Consider the following 22,345-nt stretch of genomic DNA (forward strand, 5'->3'; position numbering starts at 1 on the left):
GAGAATTTGATTACTGGTATAGTTGATATAGGTTCTAATACTATACGTTTAAATGTTTATAATATAAATGAAGAAAATTTTGAATTAATGCTTTCAAAAAAGGTATCTGCAGGTTTAATTAATTATAAAAAAAACAAAATCCTCAATGAACAGGGGATTAAAATATTAATAAGTACTATTCAAGATTTTAAAAAAATTTTAGACTTTTTAAATATTAAAAATTATCATTTTTTTGCTACCGCATCTTTACGTAATATTAAAAATAAAGATAATGTTTTAAAACAAGTGAAAGATAAAACTGGAATTAGTATTGAATTAATTTCAGGTAAAGAAGAAGCGCAATTAAGTTTTCAAGGAGTTGTTTCATCTATTAAAGAGAAAGATGGAGTTTTAATAGATTTAGGTGGAGGCAGTACTGAAATTGTTATCTTTGAAGATTCCAAATCTAAATTAACTTTTAGTTTACCAATCGGTTCTTTAAGTCTTTTTAATAAATATGTAAATCATATGTTACCTACATATGAAGAAGCTGAAGATATTAGAGAAGAGGTATTTCATCAATTAAAAGTTTTAAAAGTCCCTCATTTAAAAATTAAGAATATGGTTGGTGTAGGTGGTACTATACGTGCTATAAAAAAATTATTAATATCTGAAGGTTTGCAAGATGAATCAAATAATTTAATATTTTCAAGTTTACTTAAAGAAGTAGAAAAAGACTTGAAACATAATGATAAAAAAACTTATATGAAAATTTTAAAAGTTAAAGCTTCACGTATACATACTTTAGTTCCTGGTTTAATTGTAATTGATGCAATATGTGATTATTTTGGTGTAAGGGAAATACAAGCTTGTAAATTTGGTGTTCGTGAAGGATATTTAAATTCTAAAATAATTAATGATAGTGAGTAATTTTAATGTCTAAAAAGAAGAATAAGAATAAAGGTTTTATTTGTTCATATACACAAAATCGTGAACTTTCCTGGTTGAAATTTGATCAAAGGGTTTTAGAAGAAGCAGAAGATCCGGATGTTCCTTTATTAGAAAAATTAAATTTTGTAAGTATTTTCACCAGTAATCTTGATGAATTTTATATGGTTAGATGTGGAACTCTTTATGATTTAACTTTAGTCAATGATCCTGATTATTATGATAATAAAACCGGGTGGGGTGCTCAAGAGCAATTAGATAAAATTTATGAAGAAACTGTAAAATTATACCAAAAACAAGATATAATTTATCATGATATACTAACAGATCTTAGTAAACACGGTATTGTAAATTTAAATTATAAAGATTTAACAAAAAAAGAAAAAACTTTTGTTGATAATTATTTCACTGAATTCATATTACCTGTACTCTCCCCATTGATGTTAGGTGATAATCAACCTTTCCCTCATTTAAAAAATAAAGCTTTAAATATTGTTTTAGAATTAAAGGATGAATATGGTATTTATCATGCGGTAGTTCCTATCCCTAATTCACTTCCTAGAGTAATTTATCCTGATGAGGGTATGAAAAATTTTGCTCCTGATAGAATTAGAAATCTTAAAAAAGCTCGTTTTATTTTACTTGAAAAAGTTATTTTAAAACATGTTGATGAGATTTTCAGTAATTATGAAGTAGCAGAAAAGGCAATAATTTCTGTAACACGTAATGCAGATATTAATTTATCTACTAAAAAATTAGATGATGATGAGGATTACAGACATCATATGAAAAGTATTCTTAAAAAAAGAAATCGTTTAGCACCTATACGTTTAGAAATTTATAAAAATGTTAATCCTTATCTTAGGTTAATGTTATGTAATTATTTGAATTTAAATTTAAATCAATCTTTTGTTTCAAACACTCCTCTTGAAATGTCTTATACTAAAGAAATTTTCAATAATGTTAGTCATGATTATTTTAAGGATTTATTTTATACTCCTTATACACAACGGATTACTAATGAGTTAACTGATGATCCAATTATTCCACAAATTAAAAAGAAAAATGTATTAATATTTTATCCTTATGAATCTATGGATACATTTTTAAAATTGCTTAAGGAAGCAGCAAGAGATCCTAAAGTTGTTAGTATTAAAATGACTATATATCGTTTAAGTAACACTAGTAAAGTTATAAAATACTTATTGGAAGCTGCAGATAATGGTAAAAAGATTACAGTTTTAATGGAACTTAAAGCACGTTTTGATGAACAAAACAATATTAGATATACTGAACTTTTAGAACAAGAAGGTTGTAATATTTTATATGGATTTGATCAATTTAAAGTCCACAGCAAAATTTGTCTTATTACAAGACGTGAAGATGATGGTAACTTTTCTTGTACTGCTCAAATTGGTACAGGTAATTATAATGAAAAAACTAGTAAAATTTATTCTGATTTTTGTTACATAACTTCTAATAAAGGTATTTGTGGAGATGCAGTTGAATTCTTTAAGAATATGGAAGCAGGTAATCTTAAAGGGGATTATAAAAATTTACTTGTTGCACCTTATGGTTTTCGTAAAGCAATGTTAAAAAATATTCGTAAAACTATTAAAAAAGCAGAAAATGGTGAAAAAGCAATTATTATAATGAAAATGAATAGTTTGACTGATAAAAAAGTTATAGATCAATTAGAAATTGCTTCTCAAGCGGGAGTTAAAATTAAATTGATTATTAGAGGAATTTGTACTCTTGTTCCAGGTATTCCTGGACATACGGATAATATTTCAGTTATTAGTGTTGTGGGTAGATTTTTAGAACATACAAGAATATATTGTTTTGGTAGTGAACCTGAAAATGATTCAAAAAAATCTCCAGAATCTTTACTTAAAATGTATATAAGTAGTGCAGATATGATGACACGTAATACACAAAAACGTGTAGAGATTGCTACTCCAATTAAGGATAAAAAAGTGAAAAAACAAATTTACCATATTCTTAATGTCTTTTTACATGATAATGTTAAAGCTCGTAAGTTAAATCGTGAAGGATTCTATGATAAAATTGCTGAAGGATCTAAAAAAGTTAATGCCCAAGCAACTTTCATGAAAGAGTATGCAAAAAAGGATAATAAAACTATAGAAGATTATTAATTAAATTTTTTATGGGAAGATTTTTTTTAATCTTCCTATAATTTACTTTTGATATATTGTTTTTAAACTTTTTTCTATAGCATAAGATGTTTTTTCAAGGTCTTCATCACTGTGTGCTCCACTTAGGAAGCAGCATTCAAATTGGCTTGGTGCTATGAATACTCCATTTTTAAGTAATTCATGGAAATAATCGGTGAATAAGTCACTGTCACTTTTTTTTGCTTCAGTATAATTTGTTACAGGTTCTGGGTTAAAATATATTTGAAACATACTTCCTATTCCATTTACTTGTAAGTTTAGACCTAAATCTTCAATATTGTCTTTTAATCTGAGTCTTAATAAGTTTCCTTTTTTGTTTAAAGTATCATAGAATGATTTGTCTAATTGTTCGAGTGCTGTTATACCTGCTCGTATAGATAAAGGGTTTCCACTGAATGTTCCTGCTTGGTACACTGGACCATTAGGTGCAAATAATTCCATTATTTTTTGTTTCCCCGCTATTGCTCCAATTGGTAAACCTCCTCCTAATATTTTTGCAAAAGTACAAATATCCGGAGTTACTCCGAAGTATTCTTGTGCTCCTCCTGATGATAATCTGAAACCTGTAATTACTTCATCGAATATTAATATTATCCCATAATCTATTGTTAATTTTCTTATGAAATCTAAGTATCCTTTTTTAGGTTTTATACATCCCACATTTCCCATTACTACTTCCATAATAATACATGCTATGTTGTTTCCTTCTTCTTCAATAAGTTCTTTTAATGCTTCCTCATCATTAAATGGTACACTCAAAGTGTTTTGTGTTGTAGATTCAGGTATTCCTTTACTATCTGGGTGTGTTGCTGCACCAGAACCTGATTTTACTAATACATAATCATGGGCACCATGATATGTTCCTTCAAACTTAACTATTTTATCTCTTCCAGTATACCCTCTAGCTAATCTAATTGCACTCATAGTTGCTTCAGTTCCACTATTACAGAATCTAACCATATCTGCACAGGGGACACGATTTATTATTTCTTGGGATAATTTAATTTCATTTTCAGTAGGTACTCCATATAATGTTCCTTTTTGGGCTTGATCTGTTATGGCTTCTACTATTTTTGGATTTGCATGGCCAAGTATTAATGGCCCATATCCAAGACAGTGGTCAATATATGTTTTACCATCAATGTCTGTAATTTTACTACCACTTGCTTGTTTTGCAAAAAATGGGTATGGTTTATATGCTCTTACAGGTGAACTAACTCCTCCGGGCATATTTTCTTTTGATATTTTAAATAGTTCTTCTGAATACATTATTTTTGAACTTCCTTTATTTTTGTAATTATTTTTTACTATTTTGGATTAATGAATTTGCACATGCAACTGCTATTGGTGTTCCGCCTTTTGGGCCGTTAGTTATTATATTTGGTATATCTGATTTTTGTAATATTTTTTTACTGTCTGCTGCTCCAACAAATCCTACTGGAACTCCTATTATACTTTTAACATTTAATTCTCCAGTTTCTTTTAATTCAATAGCTTTTAAAAGTGCAGTTGGAGCATTACCTATTACAATTATTCCTTCAAAGCCAGTTTCTGCTGCATATTGAATTGCAGCTGCTGCACGTGTAATAGGTTCTTTTTGGGATAATTTTTTAGTTATTTCTTTAACTTTTTCATCTTTAATATAACAGTAAACATCACCATCATATTGAGTTATTCCTGATTTAACCATGTTAATATCAGTTAAAATATCTTCATTGTTTTTCAAAGCTTTAATACTAACATTAACAAAATTAGGACTTATACTTACTAATTTAGCATATTCGGGATCAGCAGTTGAATGAACAATACGCTCAACAATATCTGTTTCTATAGGATTTAAATTTTTAACATCATCCTTAATAAGTTCTCTAATAATTTCCCGACTTTTTGTTGCAATATCCATTCCTTGATTGGTTGAAGCTCCCATAAACATTTTTATCACATTTCTTATTTATACTACTCTTTATTAATTAAAATTTTTCATATTTATTGTTCTAAAAAAATTGTTTAATTTAAAATTAATTTAATCGTAAACTTCTATACCTATACCTGCATAACCACAAATTGCACAATATTCATCTTCAACATTTCCATATTCATCAACTATTTGTACTATAGAATTCATTCCACATTCAGGACAATATCCGTCATGTTCTTCTCGATAACTCATATTATATTTCCCCTTAATATTTTTAATATATTATTAAATATTGATTGTTATAATCTAAAAAACTTATTATTTTTATTTTAAACTTTCACTTGCACTTTTTCCTGCAAGATAACCAGTACTAAAACATAATTGTAAATTATATCCTCCAGTAGGACCTGCAGGTTCTAAAATTTCACCTGCAAAATATAATCCTTCATTTAATTTTGATTCTAAAGTTTTATTATTAATTTCATCAATTTTTACTCCACCTATAGTAACTTTAGCATCTTCTTTAAAGATTCCAGAAACAATAAATGGGAAATGTTTTAAATTATTAACTATACGATTTTTATCTTTACGTGTAAGATTACTCATAGTTTTGTTACTACTAACTTGTGCTTGATTTAAAAAATATCCTATAAAACTGTTAGTCATTAATTTTTGCATATAATTCTTAACTTTAGTTTTTCCATGATTTGGCATATCTTTTGTTATTTTTTCTTTTAATTGGTTTTCTGTTAATTTAGGTTTTAAGTCAACACTTATTTTTATTTCATCTAAATCTGTTGCATTGTTTAATATGTCATAATTACTTTTTTTCATTATTTCATTACTTAAATCAATTATTGCTGGTCCAGTTAATCCTTTGTGAGATATTAGTATATCACCAGTTTTACTTATCTTCTTTTTCTTATCTTTAAATGAAACTGTAACATTACTTAACTGTACTCCTGCTAATTTGTGTAAGTGATTATCATCTATATTTAAACTTACAAGTCCTGGTTTAATTGGACTTATACTATGTGTTAAGGTTTCTGCGAATATGTATCCATCACCATTGCTTCCGGTATTTGGGTAAGCTATTCCACCTGTTGTAATTATTAATTTATCACATTGATATTCTTCATTATTTGTTTGAATTTGGAATTTAGAGTCTTTAAGATTAATTGACTTTACAGTTGTATTAACTATTAAGTTCACTTTAAAATTTTCAAGATACTCTTTTAATACTCCTTTTATAATATGAGCATCATCTGTAGTGGGAAATATTCTGCCGTTGTCTTCTGTTTTAAATGTAACTTCTTTATTTTCAAAAATTTCAAGTAAATCTGTATTTGTTAATGTATAAAATGAAGGTTTTAAAAAGTTTTTTTCTTCATATAATTTTAATTGGTCTTTAATTGGTTTTTCGTTTGTTATGTTGCAACGTCCACCACCAGTTAATAATAATTTTTGACCTAAATCATTATTCTTTTCTATAATTGCAATTGTTTTGCCATTATTTAAGTTTTTTGCTGCACTTAATCCTGCCATCATTCCAGAGGGTCCACCTCCGATAATGCATATTGAATATGTTTTCATAATTTTTTATTTCCTAAATTGTTTCTTTATTATTTAGTTATCTTTTTTATTTTTTCTAGTATTTTATTCTTTATTTTTTCTTAAATGGATTTTTTTTATAATAAAGTTTATTAATTATTTTTTGAATATGTTTTACATATTATGAAATTAGATTCTGATTATATTTTAGATCATTATATTGAAATTTATAAAAAAATTTTTTGTGAACCTGTAGTTATGCCAAGGTTAATTAATCAATGTATTGGTAATGAAAGTAATTCTTTAGGATATAAACTTATTTTATTGATGGAAGATGTTAAAATTCCTCCTGAAGTTTTAGAATTTAAAAATAGGAAACGTGAAGAGATTCGTCATTTTGAAGAGGATACTTTAAGTAATTATAATAATACTGAAGCTCAACGTCTTATTAATGAGTATCATGAAAAAGAGCTTATGAAATTTTTAGAGGATTATCCTGAGTTTAGTGGTGTTATTTTAAATAATAATTTATCCAAGCGGTTTTTAAATTTTTTACACAAATAATAATTTTTTCATTTTTAAGTGTATATATGCTTTTATCTTTTTTTGTTTTAAGAATAATACTTTAATTATTTTTGTTTTCCTTTTGTTTATTTTATACTTTGTATTGTTTTTTATATCTTATTTCATTGGTTTTTTTGTTTTAATTGATTTGATATTATGAGGTGTTTGTAAAAATAATTATGTAAGTATATTAACGAACTAATTATTTTTGTATAAAAAAAGAGAAGAAAAAAATATATTTTTTCTTCTCAAAAATTTATTACTAAAAAACTTAAGGAGTAAGTCGACGTCTATCTCTAGGGAAAAGAACAGTTTCACGAATGTTTTCAACACCAGTTAAAACCATATTTAAACGATCAGAACCTACACCCCAACCAGCATGAGGAGGCATACCATATCTAAATGCTTTTAAATAATCTGCAAATGCATCAACATTTAAACCTTTAGCTTCAAGTTGATTTTTAAGTAAATCATATTGATGTATACGTGTTGCACCTGATGAAATTTCTAAATCTTTATACATTAAATCGAAAGCATGACTAATTTCAGGACGATCTTCTTGAGGCATTACATAAAATGGTTTAATAGCAGTAGGCCATTCAGTTAAGAAATAAAATCCTTCTTGACTTTCACCTAAAGCCTTTTCACCAGCTCTACTTAAATCTTCACCCCATTCCATTTCAACACCTTTACTGTTAACAATATCTACAGCATCATCATATTTAACTTCAGGGAAAGGTCCTTCTGGTATATCTAATGTTTGATTTAAGATTTCTAATTGATCTTTACAATTTTCATTAGTGCTTCTTAATACACGAGAAATCATTTTATCTAATATTTCCATTGCATCTTTATCATCCATGAAACTAGCTTCCATATCTATACTTACAGCTTCATTTAAATGTCTTAAAGTATCATGTTCTTCTGCTCTGAAAATTTGACCAATTTCAAATACTTTATCGAATCCAGCACTCATCATCATTTGTTTATACAATTGAGGGGATTGACCAAGGAAAGCTTCACGTTCAAAGTAAGTGATAGGGAATAATTCAGTTCCTCCTTCTGTAGCACTAGCTACAAGTTTAGGTGTGTGAATTTCCATAATACCTTCTTCATCAAAGTATTCACGAACAGTTTTGAACATGTTATCTTTGATTTTGAAGATGCTACTAACATGAGCTACACGTAAATCAAGGAATCTAGAATCTAATCTTGTATCAATTTCAGCTTTAACTTTTTCAGTTGGATCCATTGGTAATGGTTGTTGTGCAAGGTTTAATACTTTAATTTCTTCAGGAATTATTTCTACACCATTAGGTGCTTTGTTAGAATCTTGTACTTTACCTTTAACTGCAATAACAGATTCTTTGCTTAATCCACGTAAATCTTCTAATATTTCTTTTGTAACTTTCTTACTTGGTGCTGTAACTTGTATCATACCTTCACGATCACGGACAAGTACAAATATGATTCCACCAAGGTCTCTTATTTCATGAACCCATCCCATTATAACTATTTCTTCACCAGTTATTGTGGGATTAACTTTATTAGTATAATGGGTTCTTCTCCAATCATTTAATAAGTATTCCATTATAATTCTCCTTATTCTGTTAATATAATAAAATAAAATTTAGTATTTTTTTAGTATTGTTATTAATTTAAACATACTATATTAATTTATAATCTTTTTAGTTTATAAAAGTATAAGACAAATTTTTTAAGAATATGGTGAAAACTTGTTTATTTAAAATGGTTTACATTATTTTTTATTCAGAAGTTTTATATTTAATTCTAAATCAATTGAATTTAAAAAATTTTTAAAAAAAGAATTTTATTTTTTATTAATTCTTACTTTAACACTGTCGCCGTGAGCAGCAAAACCTTCATAATCAGCTATTGGTAGGATTGTTTTACTTAATTCTTTTAAACCTTCAAGTGTTAATGTTTGTATTGTAGGTTTTTTAAGAAATGCTTCTGTGGATAAACCAGAATACATTCTTGCACCTTGGCCAGTAGGTAATACATGATTAGTTCCAGATCCATAATCTCCAGCTGCAACCGGGGAATATTTTCCAATAAATATACTTCCTGCATTGTTAATTTTACTTAATGTTTGTGTATCATTTTTAGTTGTTATTATTAAATGTTCAGGTGCATATTCATTTGTAAAATCAATTGCATCTTCTAAATTTTCAGTTAATAATATTTTTCCATATTTATTCAATGATTCTTTAATTATTTCACTTCTTACAGCTTCTTCTGCATATTTTTCAATTAATGGTTTAGTTTTTTCAGCCAATTCTTTACTTGGAGTTACAAAGAAACAAGAAGCATTAGGGTCGTGTTCTGCTTGTGATAGAATATCATATGCAATGTATTCTGGTATTGCAGTTTCATCTGCAAGTACTAATAATTCTGATGGTCCTGCAGGGAATTCTATATCTACTTCTCCATAGACTAATTTTTTTGCTGCAGTTACAAAAACATTTCCAGGTCCAACAATCTTTTCAACAGGTTTTATTGATTCTGTTCCATACGCCATTGCAGCTATTGCTTGTGCACCTCCTACTTTATAGATTTCATCTGCTCCTGCTATATCTGCTGCTACTAAAATAGCATCTAATATTTTACCTTCTTTATTAGGAGGTGTGCAACAAATTATTCTTTTAACTCCTGCAATTTTTGCAGGTATTACAGTCATTAGTATACTTGATGGATAAGCTGCTCTTCCACCGGGAATGTAACATCCTACACTATTTATAGGTCTTATTATTTGCCCTGCATTTATTCCAGGTTTAACTTCCATACTATATTCTTTTGGAATTTGTGCAGTGTGAAATTTTTTTATATTTTCTGTTGCTGATTTTAATGAATTTATTAAATTTTCATCTAAATTTTCATATGCTTGTTTAATTTCATTTTCTGTAACTTTTAAATCTTCTACAAATACTCCATCAAATTTTTCAGTATATTCCTTCACAGATTTATCTTTATTAATTTTAACATTATTTATAATGTCTGTTACTGTTTTTAATACTTGATTTACATCAGATTGTGATCTTTTAGTTAAAATTTTCACATCTTTTTTATCATATTTTGTAATTTCCATAATATTTTCCAATCCCTATTTTTTTTTGATTGATTATTTGATTTTATTATAATAATTATATATTATTAATTATTTTTTATAGTATATTAATAAATATTTATCTTTAAATTAAGAATTTTTTTAAAAAATAACCTTCTAATATATATACTTTTACTATTAGTTTAATATGATAAGGTTTATATATGATATTGGAAACTTTTAAATATCATTTCTTATAAATCTAAAATAGATAAAAGATTTTGATTAGAATTTGAATATATTATTTATCAAAAAATTATTCTAAATAAATAAAAAATAATACTAAAATTAAAAGTTTTTAATCTTTTTAACTATAAAAAAGATGTTTCAAACTCAAAAATTTAAAGAAAAAATATTATAAAAGGGTTAAATGTATGTATAAAGATGAAATGATTCAATTACATCAATTTTTAGTATATGTATTAAAATATTTAGACACTGACGAAAGGGTTCATGAAAATTGTGCAGAATACCTTGCTCTTAAGATTAGTCCTCATCATATTCATAAAACTAAAGCAGAACATAAACATGCTATTTTTGTTTTATGTAACATAATAGGTGAAGTAATTTTAGAAAAAGATCCAGATACAATACCTCCAAATGTATCAAATGCACTTCAAGATCTTGTAAGAAGATCAAGAAAAGAGTTAATGGCTCAAGAATTAAGTAAATAATTTTTAATTATTATTTATTTATAAATCCTTTTTTTAAAATTTACTAAATTATTTATTATTAAATTACTATTTTTTCAGGTTAAAGAATATTATAAAAATCTTGTTTTTCAAATTTTTATATGAGTTATACAAAAATTTTAATAATTATATTGTTTATATAAATTATTATTTAAAAAAAAATTTTCTTTATGGATTTGATTGAAAATGTCTCTTAATAAAATGGTATGTTTAGTAGATGGAGAACATTACCTTCCAGTTACTAAATCTGCTATTGATACCCTAAACAATTTGGAACATATAGATGTAGTAGCCGTAATCTTTATTGGCGGAACAGAGAAACTTAAAACAGATAATGCTGATTTATACTCTGAAATGATGGGTTTACCGGTTCATTTTGGTGAAAATAAAAGTGAGATTCCATATAATTTGATAACTGAAATAATAAGAAAATATCATGCTGATTCTGTTATGGATTTAAGTGATGAACCTGTATTGGATTATACTAAACGTTTTAATATAGCTTCTAGAATTCTTGCTGAAGGAATACCTTATGAAGGTCCTGATTTTAAATTTGAACCTATAACACAATATGAAGTATGTGAAAAACCATGCCTTAAAATTTTAGGAACAGGTAAACGTATTGGTAAAACTGCAGTTTCAGGATATTTATCAAGGTTAATAGATAAATTAGGTTATGAACCATGTGTTGTTGCAATGGGTAGGGGAGGTCCTGAAGAACCAGAAGTTGTTCATGGGGATACATTTGAAATAACACCTGAATTTTTGATTGAACAATCAGAAAAGGGTGTTCATGCTGCAAGTGATCATTGGGAAGATGCTTTAATGAGTCGTATACTCACTATTGGTTGTCGCCGATGTGGTGGAGGTATGGCTGGAGAAGTATTCTTAACTAATATGAAAAAAGGTGCTCAAATAGCTAACAGTGTTGAGAATAAATTTGTTATTTTTGAGGGTAGTGGAGCAGCTATACCTCCTATAAAAACAAATAAGAACATTGTTCTTATTGGTGCTAATCAACCTTTAATGAATATTAAAAACTTTTTTGGTCCTTTCCGTATAAATTTAGCAGATTTAATTATTTTAACAATGTGTGAAGAACCTATGGCTTCACATGATAAAATTAAAGAAATAGAAAATTTCATTTCAGAAATTAATCCTAACTCTAAAATTATATCAACAGTATTTCGCCCTAAACCTTTAGGTGATATAAAAGGTAAAAAAGTACTATTTGCAACTACAGCTCCAAGTAGTGTTAAAGATGTTTTGGTTTCATATTTAGAAAAAGAATATTCTTGTGAAGTTGTTGCTACAACACCATATCTTTCAAATAGGCCCTTATTACAAAAGGATATTCAGAAAAATATAAATAATGTGGATGTTATGTTAACTGAGTTAAAAGCTGCCGCTGTTGATGTAGCAACTAAAGATTCATTAGATGCAGGTTTAGAAGTTATCTATTGTGATAATATTCCATTACCAATAAGTTCTAATTATCCAAATTTATCTGAAAGTATCATTGAAATTGTTGATGGTGCAATAGATGATTTTCATCAAAATTAATTTTAAATTTTAAGGAGATTCTAATTTTTGTTTGAAATAAAATGTAAACATATGGAGACTGGGGAAGTTAAAATTGTTACTTTTGATAAAATATCTGAGGTTATATCTGATTATGAACCTATATGTGAAATTCCTGAACCTAAGTTTTTGGAAATAAATAATTCTTTAGATTATAATTTTCTTCCATTAAAACTATTTGATAAATTAAATTTTCATATACATATTTTAGTACCTATTGATAATGATGAAGACTTTTTTTTCCAATATGTGGATAATGATGATTTTTCTAATGTTGTTAAAAACAAGGGCAGTTATTTAGGTTGTAAATTTTCAGATGTTTATCGTAATCTTAAAGATTTAGGTATTTTGGGAATTTTACAAAATGTTTATGAGGATGGTAAAACTAGGGAGACTCAGATTAAAGTTTATAAGGATAATCATTTGATTTTTTATTTAGAATCTGTATTTGTTATGTATGCTGATAAGATTTATAATTTTTCTCAACCTAAAACTGATGATTATTTAAATAGTATTCAGCTTGAAAAGACTGTTTCTGATAATGAGAGGCTTTTAAAAGAATTACAAGATAGAGTTCGTAATAATCTTCAATTAATTCGTAGTTTTATTGATCTTGAAATTATGAATAATCCAGGTTCTCCAGAAATGACTCTTAAAAAGACTAGTGCTCGTATTTCTGCTTTGAGTATTGTTCATCAAGAAATTTACAATAGTGACAATCCTCTTTATTTATCTAATGCTAATTTTATTGAGATTATATTAACTAATTTATTAAATGATTTTCAGTCTAGTAATATTTCATTGGATTTAGATTTTGCTAAGGTTATTTATGTTGGCATGGATCAAGCTATTTTGTTAAGTTTAATTGTTAATGAATTATGTACTAATACTATTAATCATGCTTATCCAAATGGTGAAACTGGTATTTTGCATGTTAAACTTTATAATGATGATTCTGATTCTATTGTTTTGGAATTTTTTGATGAAGGTGTTGGTTTACCTAGTGATGTTGATGTTGGTTCTTTTGATAATTTAGGTTTTACTATTGTTAAGAGTTTAGTTGGTCAATTGAATGGTAATGTTAATGTTATGGATTTAGATAAAGGTTTTGGGCTTTTTATTAAATTTTAATTTTTTTCTTTTTTTACAAACATTTATATGTTAGTAAGTACTTACTTACATTATGGAAGTTGATGATACATCACTAAAAATAATAGATGCTACAATTCAAGTCTTAAATGAAGAAGGATTAAGTGGCACAACAACAATGAAAATAGCTAAAAAAGCAAAAGTCAGTGAAGTAACTATCTTTAGAAAATTTAAAAACAAAAATAATTTAATTGCTAAATCTAAAGAAGCTTACCTTCAAAGATTCTTAGAAAAAACAGATAATCTATTTAGTATAGACCCAAACTTGGATTTAAGGGATTATATTAAACAGTTATGGATTGAATCCAAGAAAATGTTTGAAGACGAAATGAATCTTATAAAAATAAGTTTTGAAGAAATCAATGTTGAAGTATTACACCGAAAAGCATTAGCACAATTTTCTGAAAAAATAATTAATAATTTAACTAAAATATTCCAAAATCAAATAAACAAAGGAAAAATAAGAAAAATTAATCCTAAAATGGCTGCTGTAAATATTTATAGTGTAATGTTTGAATCATTAGTTTTATTGAAAGTTTATGGTGTTCATTTAGACCAATCTGAAGATAGTTATGTGGAAGACTTCCTAAATATATTCCTAAATGGGATTTCAATAAATTAAATTAACCTTAAATAAATTTCACAAATAAAAATAGTTTTTTAGGGGGAGTTAGTAGTAAAATGTTAAATAATATATGGAAAATCATAAAAAATGATGCAAAAAATTCATTAAAAAATCCTGTAATTATTATTGTTATAATTGCAATTATAATTTTACCTTCTCTTTATGCAGTATTAAACGTTCAAGCATGTTGGGATCCTTATGGTAAAACTGGTAATATGGATTTCGCTGTAGTAAACTTAGATGATGGTTCAACATATAATGGTATATCTCAAAATTTTGGGAATGATTTAGTAAATGAGTTAAAAGATAATAATCAATTTAATTGGCAATTTACTAATGAAACTGATGCAAGAGATGGTGTGACCAGTGGAAAGTATTATGCTGCGATAATTGTTCCAGATAATTTTACGGAGAGCGTTCTAAGTATCACTAGTCAAAATCCACAACCCTCTAGTTTAGAATATCTTGTTAATGAGAAAATTAGTCCTGTTGGTAGTCGTATGACTGATTCAGGTGCTAAGGAAATTCAAACAAATCTTAATAATATGATTAGTCAAACAGTAGGTAATCAAGCTTTAACACAAGTTGCTACAGTTGGTGCTAGTTTACCTGTCCAAACATCATTAAGTAAACTTTCAGCAGTTAATGAGTCTGGAGCAAATAATTATTTCTATAGTCCTGTGAGTATTGATAGAAAAGCAGTTTATCCAGTTGATAATTATGGTTCTAGTGTTGCCCCATTTTATATTTCTTTAGCTTTATGGCTTGGAGCAATTATGTCAGGTGTTATTCTTAAAACTAGATATAATGATCCAATATATAAACCAGTAGAAATGTACTTTGGACGGATGGTTTTATATATTGTAATAGGATTGTTACAAGCAATTGTAACTGCTTCCGGATGTCTATTAGTTGGAATGGAAGTTGCAAATCCGTTATTATTTGTTTTAACGGTTCTGTTTGGATCAATTGTTTGTACGACTATAGTTTATTCATTAATCAGTTTATTTGATAATGGAGGTAAAGCATTAGCTATTATTATATTAGTGCTCCAAATATCAGGTACTGGTGGTATGTACCCAATTCAAATTATGGCTTCATTCTTTGGAATGGCACATAATTATTTACCTATGACTTATTGTATTGATGCAATAAGAGAGGTCATGCTTGGTATGTATTGGCCTAACTTTACAGCTGCAATGCTTAAATTAATTGTTTATCCACTTATAACATTTATTGTTAGTGTTTTAATTAAATTTAAGTTTGATGGTACAGTAAAAGGATTTGTAGATAAACTTCATGATAGTGGATTAGCTTAAATCCACTATTTTTAATTTTTTTAATTTTTTTATCCGCCTGCAAGGATTATTTTTTTCCCTTGGCTGCTTATTTCTTCTTTTTTAAAGCCTAAGTCATGTTTTACTTTTTCTATTACTTCACTCATAGCTTTTAATGTTTCACCTCTATGAGGTCCAAGTACTGCAACTAAAAATAATGGATCGCCGGTGTAAAATTCTCCTATATAATGCACGAGGTTTATTTGGAATACTCCATATTTAATTTTTGCAGCTTCTGCTATTTGTTCCATTTCTTTTTCTGCTTTTTGTTTATCTTGAATTGTTTGTATGAGTTTTTCAACAGTTTTATTTTCTTCATTACCCCTTACAAATCCTTCAAATGTGAATATTGCTCCACTATCATCTACTTTTGGGTTTTTCTTTAAATCATCTACTAAATCTTTTGTTTCAATGTAATCGTCATCTTTTGGGATTATTTTTATTATCATAATTTTCACCATATTATATATTAATATAATTTTTATTAACTATTGTTATATATTTTTGTTTTTTATAACTACATTTAAACTTATTTGAAAAAAATTTATAAACTTAGAAAAAATATGTTAAATTTATTCTCTTTTTTTAAGATCACTAACTTCTTTTTTAGAAAGATCTTTTAATCGTTGGATACCATCAACTTCAGACACAATATCTACAGTGGCTTGAGGCACTAAACTTTCCCAATTTTCATCATGTAACATTCGATATCTAACTTCAGTTCCAGATAATTCTTCACGGTTAAACAAAGGTGGACGAGTAACATCATAACCTTCCTCTCTGAATAACCTATCAACTAAAGGATTACCTGTAAAAACTTTACTAAAAGGAGGAGTCATCATTTTAACATGAGCCGGCCAAACAGCATTTAATTGAATATCTTCCATAGGTATAATATAATAATGTCTATGTTTAATACTATTTTCAGATAATGCTTGAGTAAGCATCATAACACGTTCACCAGCAGTAAATGGATCTTTAAGAGTATGGGATAATTGAGCACTACCAATACCAATAATAATTTCATCTACATCTTTTAAAGTTTCTTTAATTACTTGTATATGGCCATTATGAACGGGTTGCATACGACCAATAAGTAACCCTCTTTTCTTTTCTATCATTACTATTTATTCTTATAAAAACATCTTATTAAATTTAACTAAAAAAAATAATTTTTTAAATCATTTTAAAAAATATTCAAACACATACTTATAATAGAAAGCTTTTTATTAAAGATTATTTATAATCCTAAATATGAAATTTGATTTAGAACTTAATGATAAGACTAAAAAAATATTGGACAATGCTATAGATGAACCAATTAGTGTTGATGAAGCTAACTATTTAATTAATGTTCAGGGTCAAGATTTATTTGGATTATTAGCCGCAGCAGATAAAGTTCGTGAAAATGTTGTAGGAAATAAAGTTACTTTTATAAATAATTGTAATTTAAATTTTACAAATGTTTGTAAAGTACTGTGTGGTTTCTGTGCCTTTGGAAAAAGTAGAAACGATCCAGAAGCATATATTTTAACAGATGAAGAAATAATTCAAAAAGCAGATAGTGCTGTTAAAACTGGAGCTCATGAATTCACATTAATGGGGGGAGTTCTTCCAGAAGCAGATATAGATTATTATGAACATCTACTAAAACTATTAAAAGATCATTATCCTAATACTATGATTCATGGATTTTCACCTACAATGATTTATGATGCTGCACAAGTATCTGAAATGGATATTAAAGAAGCATTTCAAGTTCTTAAAAAAGCGGGTTTAGATTCATTACCTGGAACTGCTGCAGAAATTTTAACTGATCGTGCACGTAAAATAATTTGTCCGAAAAAGGTAACTACTCAACAATGGATAGATATTGTTGAAACTGCTCAAAAAGTTGGAATACCCGGTTCTGCAACTATGATGTATGGACATATTGAAACAATTGAAGAACGTGTTAAAACCATGGATATCTTAAGACAAATACAATCTAAAACTCATGGATTTACTGAATTTATTCCAATGACTTTTATGTATGAACATTCTCCAATCTTCCTTGAAGGACAAGAAAATTTAGGAGCTACTGGAACTGAAGATTTGAAATTATATGCAGTTTCCCGTTTAATGTATCATGATTTAATACCTAATATTCAAGTAAGTTGGGTTAAAATGGGTTTTCGTTTTGCACAAGTATCTTTAATGGCAGGAGCCAATGATTTAGGTGGAACATTAGGTGGAGATGAATTATCTGCTGCTAGTGGAGCACCTGACGGTTTTGAAACAAATATTCAAAATCTTGAAAGGTTAGCTAAAAATATTGGTAGAGATCCTGTTGAGAGAAACACAAAATATACTGAGTTTTATCCAATAAATTCAGAATAAAACATTTTTTTTTAAACTTTTTTTATGTTGCAAAAACAATTTTTATCAAAATTAAGTTCTATATTACAAGCACAACCTAAAGTTTGTGCTCATCCTTTAGCTCCTGTTAGATATAAAATTATTGAGGATTATGCATTAATCATTAATAATATAAAAATTAATGAGTTTGATACATTTTTCATTGATAATTATTATGATATTCATTTTTTAAGGAAAGATATGGAAGTTGATGTTCTAAATTTATATGATGTTGTTGAAGTATCATATCAAAAAATTGATTAAATTTATAACTTATAGTTTATATTATAAGATACATAATATAATAACTAAATGTAATAAAAATATTTTTTTATAATAATCTAATACTTTTGGAGAGTAAAATCGTGATGCTTAAAGTAGATAATCTTAGTAAAACATTTGAATTAGATAATGGGGAAAAAGTAAAAGCTTTAGATGGTATATCATTTGAAGTAGAAGAAGGTGAAATACTTGGAATAATCGGTCGAAGTGGGTCTGGAAAAACTACATTACTTAGAACATTAAGAGGAGTGGAACCAGTTGAAGAAGGTGAAATACAACTAGAACGTTTACATATAACACCGGACACTACACCACATTATTATCATGAATTAAAAAAAATTACTGCTATACATTTGCAAAGAAATTTTGGTATATGGCCTGAAACACCTTATAATAATGTTTTACGTAAATTATATGCAAATACATATGGTGATGAGTCCATGTGTGATTTTAAATTAGCTGAACAACTTTACGGTGATGAAGCATTAAAACTTTTAAAACTTGTAGGTTTGTATGATAAAAAAGATCATTTAGGTACTGTACTTAGTGGTGGGGAAAAACAAAGACTTATTATGGCTAGGGAACTAGCTAAAAAACCTAAATTGTTATTATTAGATGAACCTGCTACAATGGCATGTCCTAAAACTAAACAAGAAACATTAGATGCTATTAAGAATATTAATAAAGAATTAGGTATTACTATTGTCTTAGTATCTCATTTACCTGAAATTCATGAATATTTATCTGATCGTTTAATTCATATTGAAAATGGTAAAATAGTTGATGAAGGGGAAGTGGAACCAGTAATTCAAAATTTCCTTAAAGACATGGAACCTGTAAATGATATAAATATTGAAAGTACTGATGAATGTATAATAAATGTAAAAGATTTATTTAAGCGTTTCTTCCTATTAACTGGGGGGGATGTGTTAAATATGGAAGATATTAATCTTGAAGTATATAAACAGGATATTCTTTCACTTATAGGTCCAAGTGGTGCAGGTAAAACTATTTTACTTAGAATGTTAGGTGGATTAGAGGTACCTGATAAAGGCGAAATATTATATAAATTAGTTAAAGAGGATGATTCTGTTGAATGGGTTAATATTGGAAATGCAAGTATTAGTCGTTTAGATATTCGTCGTAAATCAACATTTATGCATCAAGAGTTTGCATTAACTCATTATTCTACTGTTCGTGAACAATTAGCAACAAAATTAGGTTATAAAAATCGTAAATTAATGGATAAAGCTAAATCACGTGCTAAGGAAATTAATTTAAGTGATGAATTGTTAGATGCAATTTACTTACTTACAGATTTACCTGCAAATGAAGCATCTGATCGTTTAATGAAAGTTGGTTTGCCTCATGGCATATTAGATGAATTATTCCCTAAATTCCCATCTAGTGATGTGGAATCAGAAGTTAAAGAGATTTTTGAAGATTTAAATTTATCTATGGATATTCTTGATAGAAAATCTTATGAATTATCTGGAGGTCAAAAGGTTCGGGTAATGTTAGCTTTACAATTAATTAGTAAACCTGAAATATTATTACTTGATGAACCATTTGGGGATTTAGATCCAATTACTTTACGTACAGTTACTAATAGTTTAAAAACTTTAGCAAAACGTTTAAAATTCTCAGTAGTTATGGTTTCACATAATACTGATTTTGTTAAAGAGTTTGCAAACAGAGCAGTCTTTATGGATGATGGGAAATTATTAGATGATGGAAAACCTGATATATTAGTGGATGATTTTATTAAGTATTGTCATGCTGATTATTTAATGTAAAAATTACTGAGGATTTTTTTATGTTTGATGTTATAACAGTTCCTATAGATGAATCAGAATATGCGGATAAAGCTATTGATATAGCAATTGATTTAGCTAGTAAGTATAATTCTAAAATTGCAGCAGTTCATGTGTTAGATGAAGGGTCATTATTTAGTTATGATGCTCTTGAAGATGAAGGTGATAATCTTTTATCTAAAATCACTAATAAGGCTAAAGAGTATGATATTGAAGTTGTGGAGCATTTAATTACAGGGGATGCTTTACGTGATATTGAGGTAATTATTCGTAAAACTTGTGCTGATTTAGTAGTTTTACCTGCTTATGGTAATCATTCTTTTATTCGTGGTGTTGATAAAACTAATTTTATTGGTAGTGTAGCTGAACGTTTAATTAAAACAAGTAAAGTTCCAGTTTTATTAGTTAAATAAATCTTTTTATTTTTTCCTTTTTCTATTTATTCTATTTTTCTTGTCGTTAATAATTGAATATTCTTTTATTTTTTTTATAATTAACTTAATTTTTATTTAAAAAAATTTATTAATAACTATTTACTTATATTTACATGTTTTTAATTATGTTCCTTTATTTAATTTTTTATAAATAATATTTTAGGCATATAATTAAAATATTTAGTTGAATTTATTGTTAAATTTAATAAAAAAAGTGATATAAGATGAAAGAATTATACCAAAAAATGATTGATGAAGCATTGGCTGCTCAAAAGGCTGATGTTTCTGTAATCAAAGAAAAACGTGGTGGAAATTTTAAAATTCAAGATGCAAAGCCCTATATGGATGCAGCATCTAATATGAAACCAATTGGAGAGCAAGCACAATCTGTTTTTGATTTACATACAAATAGTGTTAAAACTCATTTTAAGATGTTGAATCAATTAACTGATACTGTTCGCCCTGAAGATGATCCAATGGTTGAACACTATCAAACACCTCCTGTTTTAGAAATTGTTAAAGAAGAAGATCCTGACTTTAGTGAAAGTGTGGATAAATTTGTTCAGTCTATTGCTGATCATGAAGCAATAGTTGGAAAAGAATCTATAAGAAGATATGGTGGATTTTATGGGCCAACTTGTGTAGTTGATTTTGCATTGATTCCGGGAAGTACTAGTAATATTGTAAATCAAATTCTACAAAAAACTGATATTCCAGTAGCACATAAACAAGCCATTCTTGCAAGTAAATCTTGGGGTATGAATACTTCTTATGGTGTAGGGGATAAATTTGCACAAGAAATTGAAGCGGGGGCAACACCTGCTGAGGCAACTGAAGCTGAAGTTAAACAATTCCAAAAGTTATATTCTTCACCTATTGAAGCTCAATGTGAATTGATGGCTGCTGCAGGTGAATCTAGTTTTGATGTACGTAAATATATGAATGGATATAAGGATGATATGCGTAAGTATGTTAAAGCTGCAATGGATGATGATGTTCATTATGGTAATATTGTAACTGTTCCTGCATATTGTGTAGGGGATATTGCTCATCATATTAGTCAATCTACATATAATATGTGTAAAGATGATGTGGTAATGGCAATTATTGAAGCAGCTACAAAAGTTATGGATGATTCTTTAAACAGTAATATTGATAATTTCAAATCTGAATTTGAAGTTTTATCATTAGCTACAGGTTCTGCAGCATGTGCTGTAGAATATATGCTTGAATTAGATGGTTTTAATGCTGTAATGATTGTTGACTTATTAACTAAACGTTATCATAATTTTGTACAACAATTCCCTACTCGGGGGGCAGCTTCTGAATTACATAATTGTGACTTTATGGATATGATTTATCGGGGTTATGGTTATCTTGATAAAGCTCGTAAAGCAAGAAGTGCAGAACCTGAAGAACTTAAACCTATTGTTGGGGGAAAAATAGTTGATTTATCTAGTATTAAAGATAATGAAGTTATTATGAATCCTCAAAGATACACTTATCCTTCCTGTGCAATTAGTGTAAGATTCAGTAGTCTTATGAGACTTGCAGACTATCCATGTTTACTTACAAGTGAACCTGTAACTGCTACAATGATGACTAATGTAATTGCTTTACATAAAGAAGATCCTGCAAGTCCTGTTCGTGGATGTAAGAATTGTGCAAGTGCTTCTTTAATTGACTTTAGACATGATTATTGTCAATGGAGAGAAAGTATTTAAATTTAATATAAATTTTTAATTTTTTTTT

Annotated in this window: 21 protein-coding genes; 13 read left to right on the forward strand and 8 right to left on the reverse strand. The window is 27.5% G+C overall.

Going from position 1 to position 22,345, the window contains the following annotated elements:
* Positions 1 to 6: 6 nt before the first annotated feature.
* Together ACA135_RS02980 and ppk1 are read left to right on the forward strand one after the other, a co-directional pair.
* Positions 7 to 909 (forward strand): phosphatase, encoded by a 903-nt coding sequence (locus tag ACA135_RS02980; protein ID WP_409198822.1) that lies wholly within the window; start codon positions 7 to 9, stop codon positions 907 to 909.
* A 5-nt stretch (positions 910 to 914) separates the two neighbouring features.
* On the forward strand, positions 915 to 3,083 hold the full coding sequence (ppk1, locus tag ACA135_RS02985) for a polyphosphate kinase 1 (RefSeq protein ID WP_409198823.1): 2,169 nt from the start codon (positions 915 to 917) through the stop codon (positions 3,081 to 3,083).
* 42 nt (positions 3,084 to 3,125) lie between these two features.
* Here ppk1 and hemL read toward each other — a convergent pair whose 3' ends face one another.
* The 4 genes from hemL to ACA135_RS03005 all read right to left on the reverse strand — a co-directional run bounded on the left by hemL (position 3,126) and on the right by ACA135_RS03005 (position 6,633).
* Entirely contained in the window at positions 3,126 to 4,391 is a 1,266-nt protein-coding gene (gene hemL / locus ACA135_RS02990) for a glutamate-1-semialdehyde 2,1-aminomutase (protein WP_409198824.1), read from the reverse strand.
* 28 nt (positions 4,392 to 4,419) lie between these two features.
* Entirely contained in the window at positions 4,420 to 5,055 is a 636-nt protein-coding gene (locus tag ACA135_RS02995; RefSeq protein ID WP_409198825.1) for a cobalt-precorrin-8 methylmutase, read from the reverse strand.
* 90 nt (positions 5,056 to 5,145) lie between these two features.
* Positions 5,146 to 5,292, reverse strand: a complete 147-nt coding sequence (locus ACA135_RS03000; protein ID WP_409198826.1) for a hypothetical protein — start codon at positions 5,290 to 5,292, stop codon at positions 5,146 to 5,148.
* Between the two features lie 72 nt (positions 5,293 to 5,364).
* Complete coding sequence (locus tag ACA135_RS03005) at positions 5,365 to 6,633, reverse strand: NAD(P)/FAD-dependent oxidoreductase (protein WP_409198827.1); 1,269 nt, start codon at positions 6,631 to 6,633, stop codon at positions 5,365 to 5,367.
* Positions 6,634 to 6,774: 141 nt separating this feature from the next.
* On the opposite strand from ACA135_RS03005, the gene ACA135_RS03010 reads away from it, so the two are divergent.
* Positions 6,775 to 7,155, forward strand: a complete 381-nt coding sequence (locus ACA135_RS03010; protein WP_409198828.1) for a hypothetical protein — start codon at positions 6,775 to 6,777, stop codon at positions 7,153 to 7,155.
* 271 nt (positions 7,156 to 7,426) lie between these two features.
* Here ACA135_RS03010 and aspS read toward each other — a convergent pair whose 3' ends face one another.
* Entirely contained in the window at positions 7,427 to 8,746 is a 1,320-nt protein-coding gene (aspS, locus tag ACA135_RS03015) for an aspartate--tRNA(Asn) ligase (RefSeq protein ID WP_409198829.1), read from the reverse strand.
* A 240-nt stretch (positions 8,747 to 8,986) separates the two neighbouring features.
* Positions 8,987 to 10,264 carry a histidinol dehydrogenase gene (gene hisD / locus ACA135_RS03020; RefSeq protein WP_409198830.1) on the reverse strand — a complete coding sequence of 426 codons (1,278 nt, stop codon included), beginning with the start codon at positions 10,262 to 10,264 and terminating at the stop codon, positions 8,987 to 8,989.
* A gap of 392 nt (positions 10,265 to 10,656) precedes the next feature.
* Here hisD and ACA135_RS03025 point away from each other — a divergent pair, with 392 nt between their 5' ends.
* The 5 genes from ACA135_RS03025 (at position 10,657) to ACA135_RS03045 (ending at position 15,648) form a co-directional block, all read left to right on the forward strand.
* A complete protein-coding gene (locus ACA135_RS03025) occupies positions 10,657 to 10,956 on the forward strand; it encodes a UPF0058 family protein (protein ID WP_409198831.1) in 300 nt (99 codons plus the stop codon).
* Positions 10,957 to 11,160: 204 nt separating this feature from the next.
* Positions 11,161 to 12,537: a 2,3-diphosphoglycerate synthetase gene (locus ACA135_RS03030; protein WP_409198832.1), complete on the forward strand. Its 1,377-nt coding sequence runs from the start codon at positions 11,161 to 11,163 to the stop codon at positions 12,535 to 12,537.
* A 27-nt stretch (positions 12,538 to 12,564) separates the two neighbouring features.
* On the forward strand, positions 12,565 to 13,686 hold the full coding sequence (locus ACA135_RS03035; RefSeq protein ID WP_409198833.1) for a sensor histidine kinase: 1,122 nt from the start codon (positions 12,565 to 12,567) through the stop codon (positions 13,684 to 13,686).
* Between the two features lie 52 nt (positions 13,687 to 13,738).
* Positions 13,739 to 14,326, forward strand: coding sequence for a TetR/AcrR family transcriptional regulator (locus ACA135_RS03040; protein ID WP_409198834.1), 588 nt, complete (start codon positions 13,739 to 13,741; stop codon positions 14,324 to 14,326).
* Between the two features lie 59 nt (positions 14,327 to 14,385).
* Positions 14,386 to 15,648, forward strand: a complete 1,263-nt coding sequence (locus tag ACA135_RS03045) for a YhgE/Pip domain-containing protein (RefSeq protein WP_409198835.1) — start codon at positions 14,386 to 14,388, stop codon at positions 15,646 to 15,648.
* A 29-nt stretch (positions 15,649 to 15,677) separates the two neighbouring features.
* On the opposite strand, the gene ACA135_RS03050 is transcribed toward ACA135_RS03045, so the two are convergent.
* Complete coding sequence (locus ACA135_RS03050; protein WP_409198836.1) at positions 15,678 to 16,115, reverse strand: molybdenum cofactor biosynthesis protein MoaE; 438 nt, start codon at positions 16,113 to 16,115, stop codon at positions 15,678 to 15,680.
* 123 nt (positions 16,116 to 16,238) lie between these two features.
* On the reverse strand, positions 16,239 to 16,784 hold the full coding sequence (locus ACA135_RS03055) for a nicotinamide-nucleotide adenylyltransferase (protein WP_409199076.1): 546 nt from the start codon (positions 16,782 to 16,784) through the stop codon (positions 16,239 to 16,241).
* A gap of 136 nt (positions 16,785 to 16,920) precedes the next feature.
* Between ACA135_RS03055 and cofH the strand changes: the two genes are divergently transcribed.
* The 5 genes from cofH to ACA135_RS03080 all read left to right on the forward strand — a co-directional run bounded on the left by cofH (position 16,921) and on the right by ACA135_RS03080 (position 22,317).
* A complete protein-coding gene (cofH, locus tag ACA135_RS03060) occupies positions 16,921 to 18,045 on the forward strand; it encodes a 5-amino-6-(D-ribitylamino)uracil--L-tyrosine 4-hydroxyphenyl transferase CofH (RefSeq protein ID WP_409198837.1) in 1,125 nt (374 codons plus the stop codon).
* A 24-nt stretch (positions 18,046 to 18,069) separates the two neighbouring features.
* On the forward strand, positions 18,070 to 18,327 hold the full coding sequence (locus ACA135_RS03065; RefSeq protein WP_409198838.1) for a hypothetical protein: 258 nt from the start codon (positions 18,070 to 18,072) through the stop codon (positions 18,325 to 18,327).
* A gap of 104 nt (positions 18,328 to 18,431) precedes the next feature.
* Positions 18,432 to 20,141, forward strand: a complete 1,710-nt coding sequence (locus tag ACA135_RS03070) for an ATP-binding cassette domain-containing protein (RefSeq protein ID WP_409199077.1) — start codon at positions 18,432 to 18,434, stop codon at positions 20,139 to 20,141.
* A gap of 20 nt (positions 20,142 to 20,161) precedes the next feature.
* On the forward strand, positions 20,162 to 20,572 hold the full coding sequence (locus ACA135_RS03075; protein ID WP_409198839.1) for a universal stress protein: 411 nt from the start codon (positions 20,162 to 20,164) through the stop codon (positions 20,570 to 20,572).
* Positions 20,573 to 20,817: 245 nt separating this feature from the next.
* The gene (locus ACA135_RS03080; RefSeq protein WP_409198840.1) at positions 20,818 to 22,317 is read left to right on the forward strand and encodes a DUF2193 domain-containing protein; all 1,500 of its coding nucleotides are present in this window, start codon (positions 20,818 to 20,820) and stop codon (positions 22,315 to 22,317) included.
* Positions 22,318 to 22,345 lie beyond the last annotated feature (28 nt).

Source organism: Methanobrevibacter acididurans (assembly GCF_046197875.1).
GTDB classification, from domain to species: Archaea; Methanobacteriota; Methanobacteria; order Methanobacteriales; family Methanobacteriaceae; genus Methanobrevibacter_A; species Methanobrevibacter_A acididurans.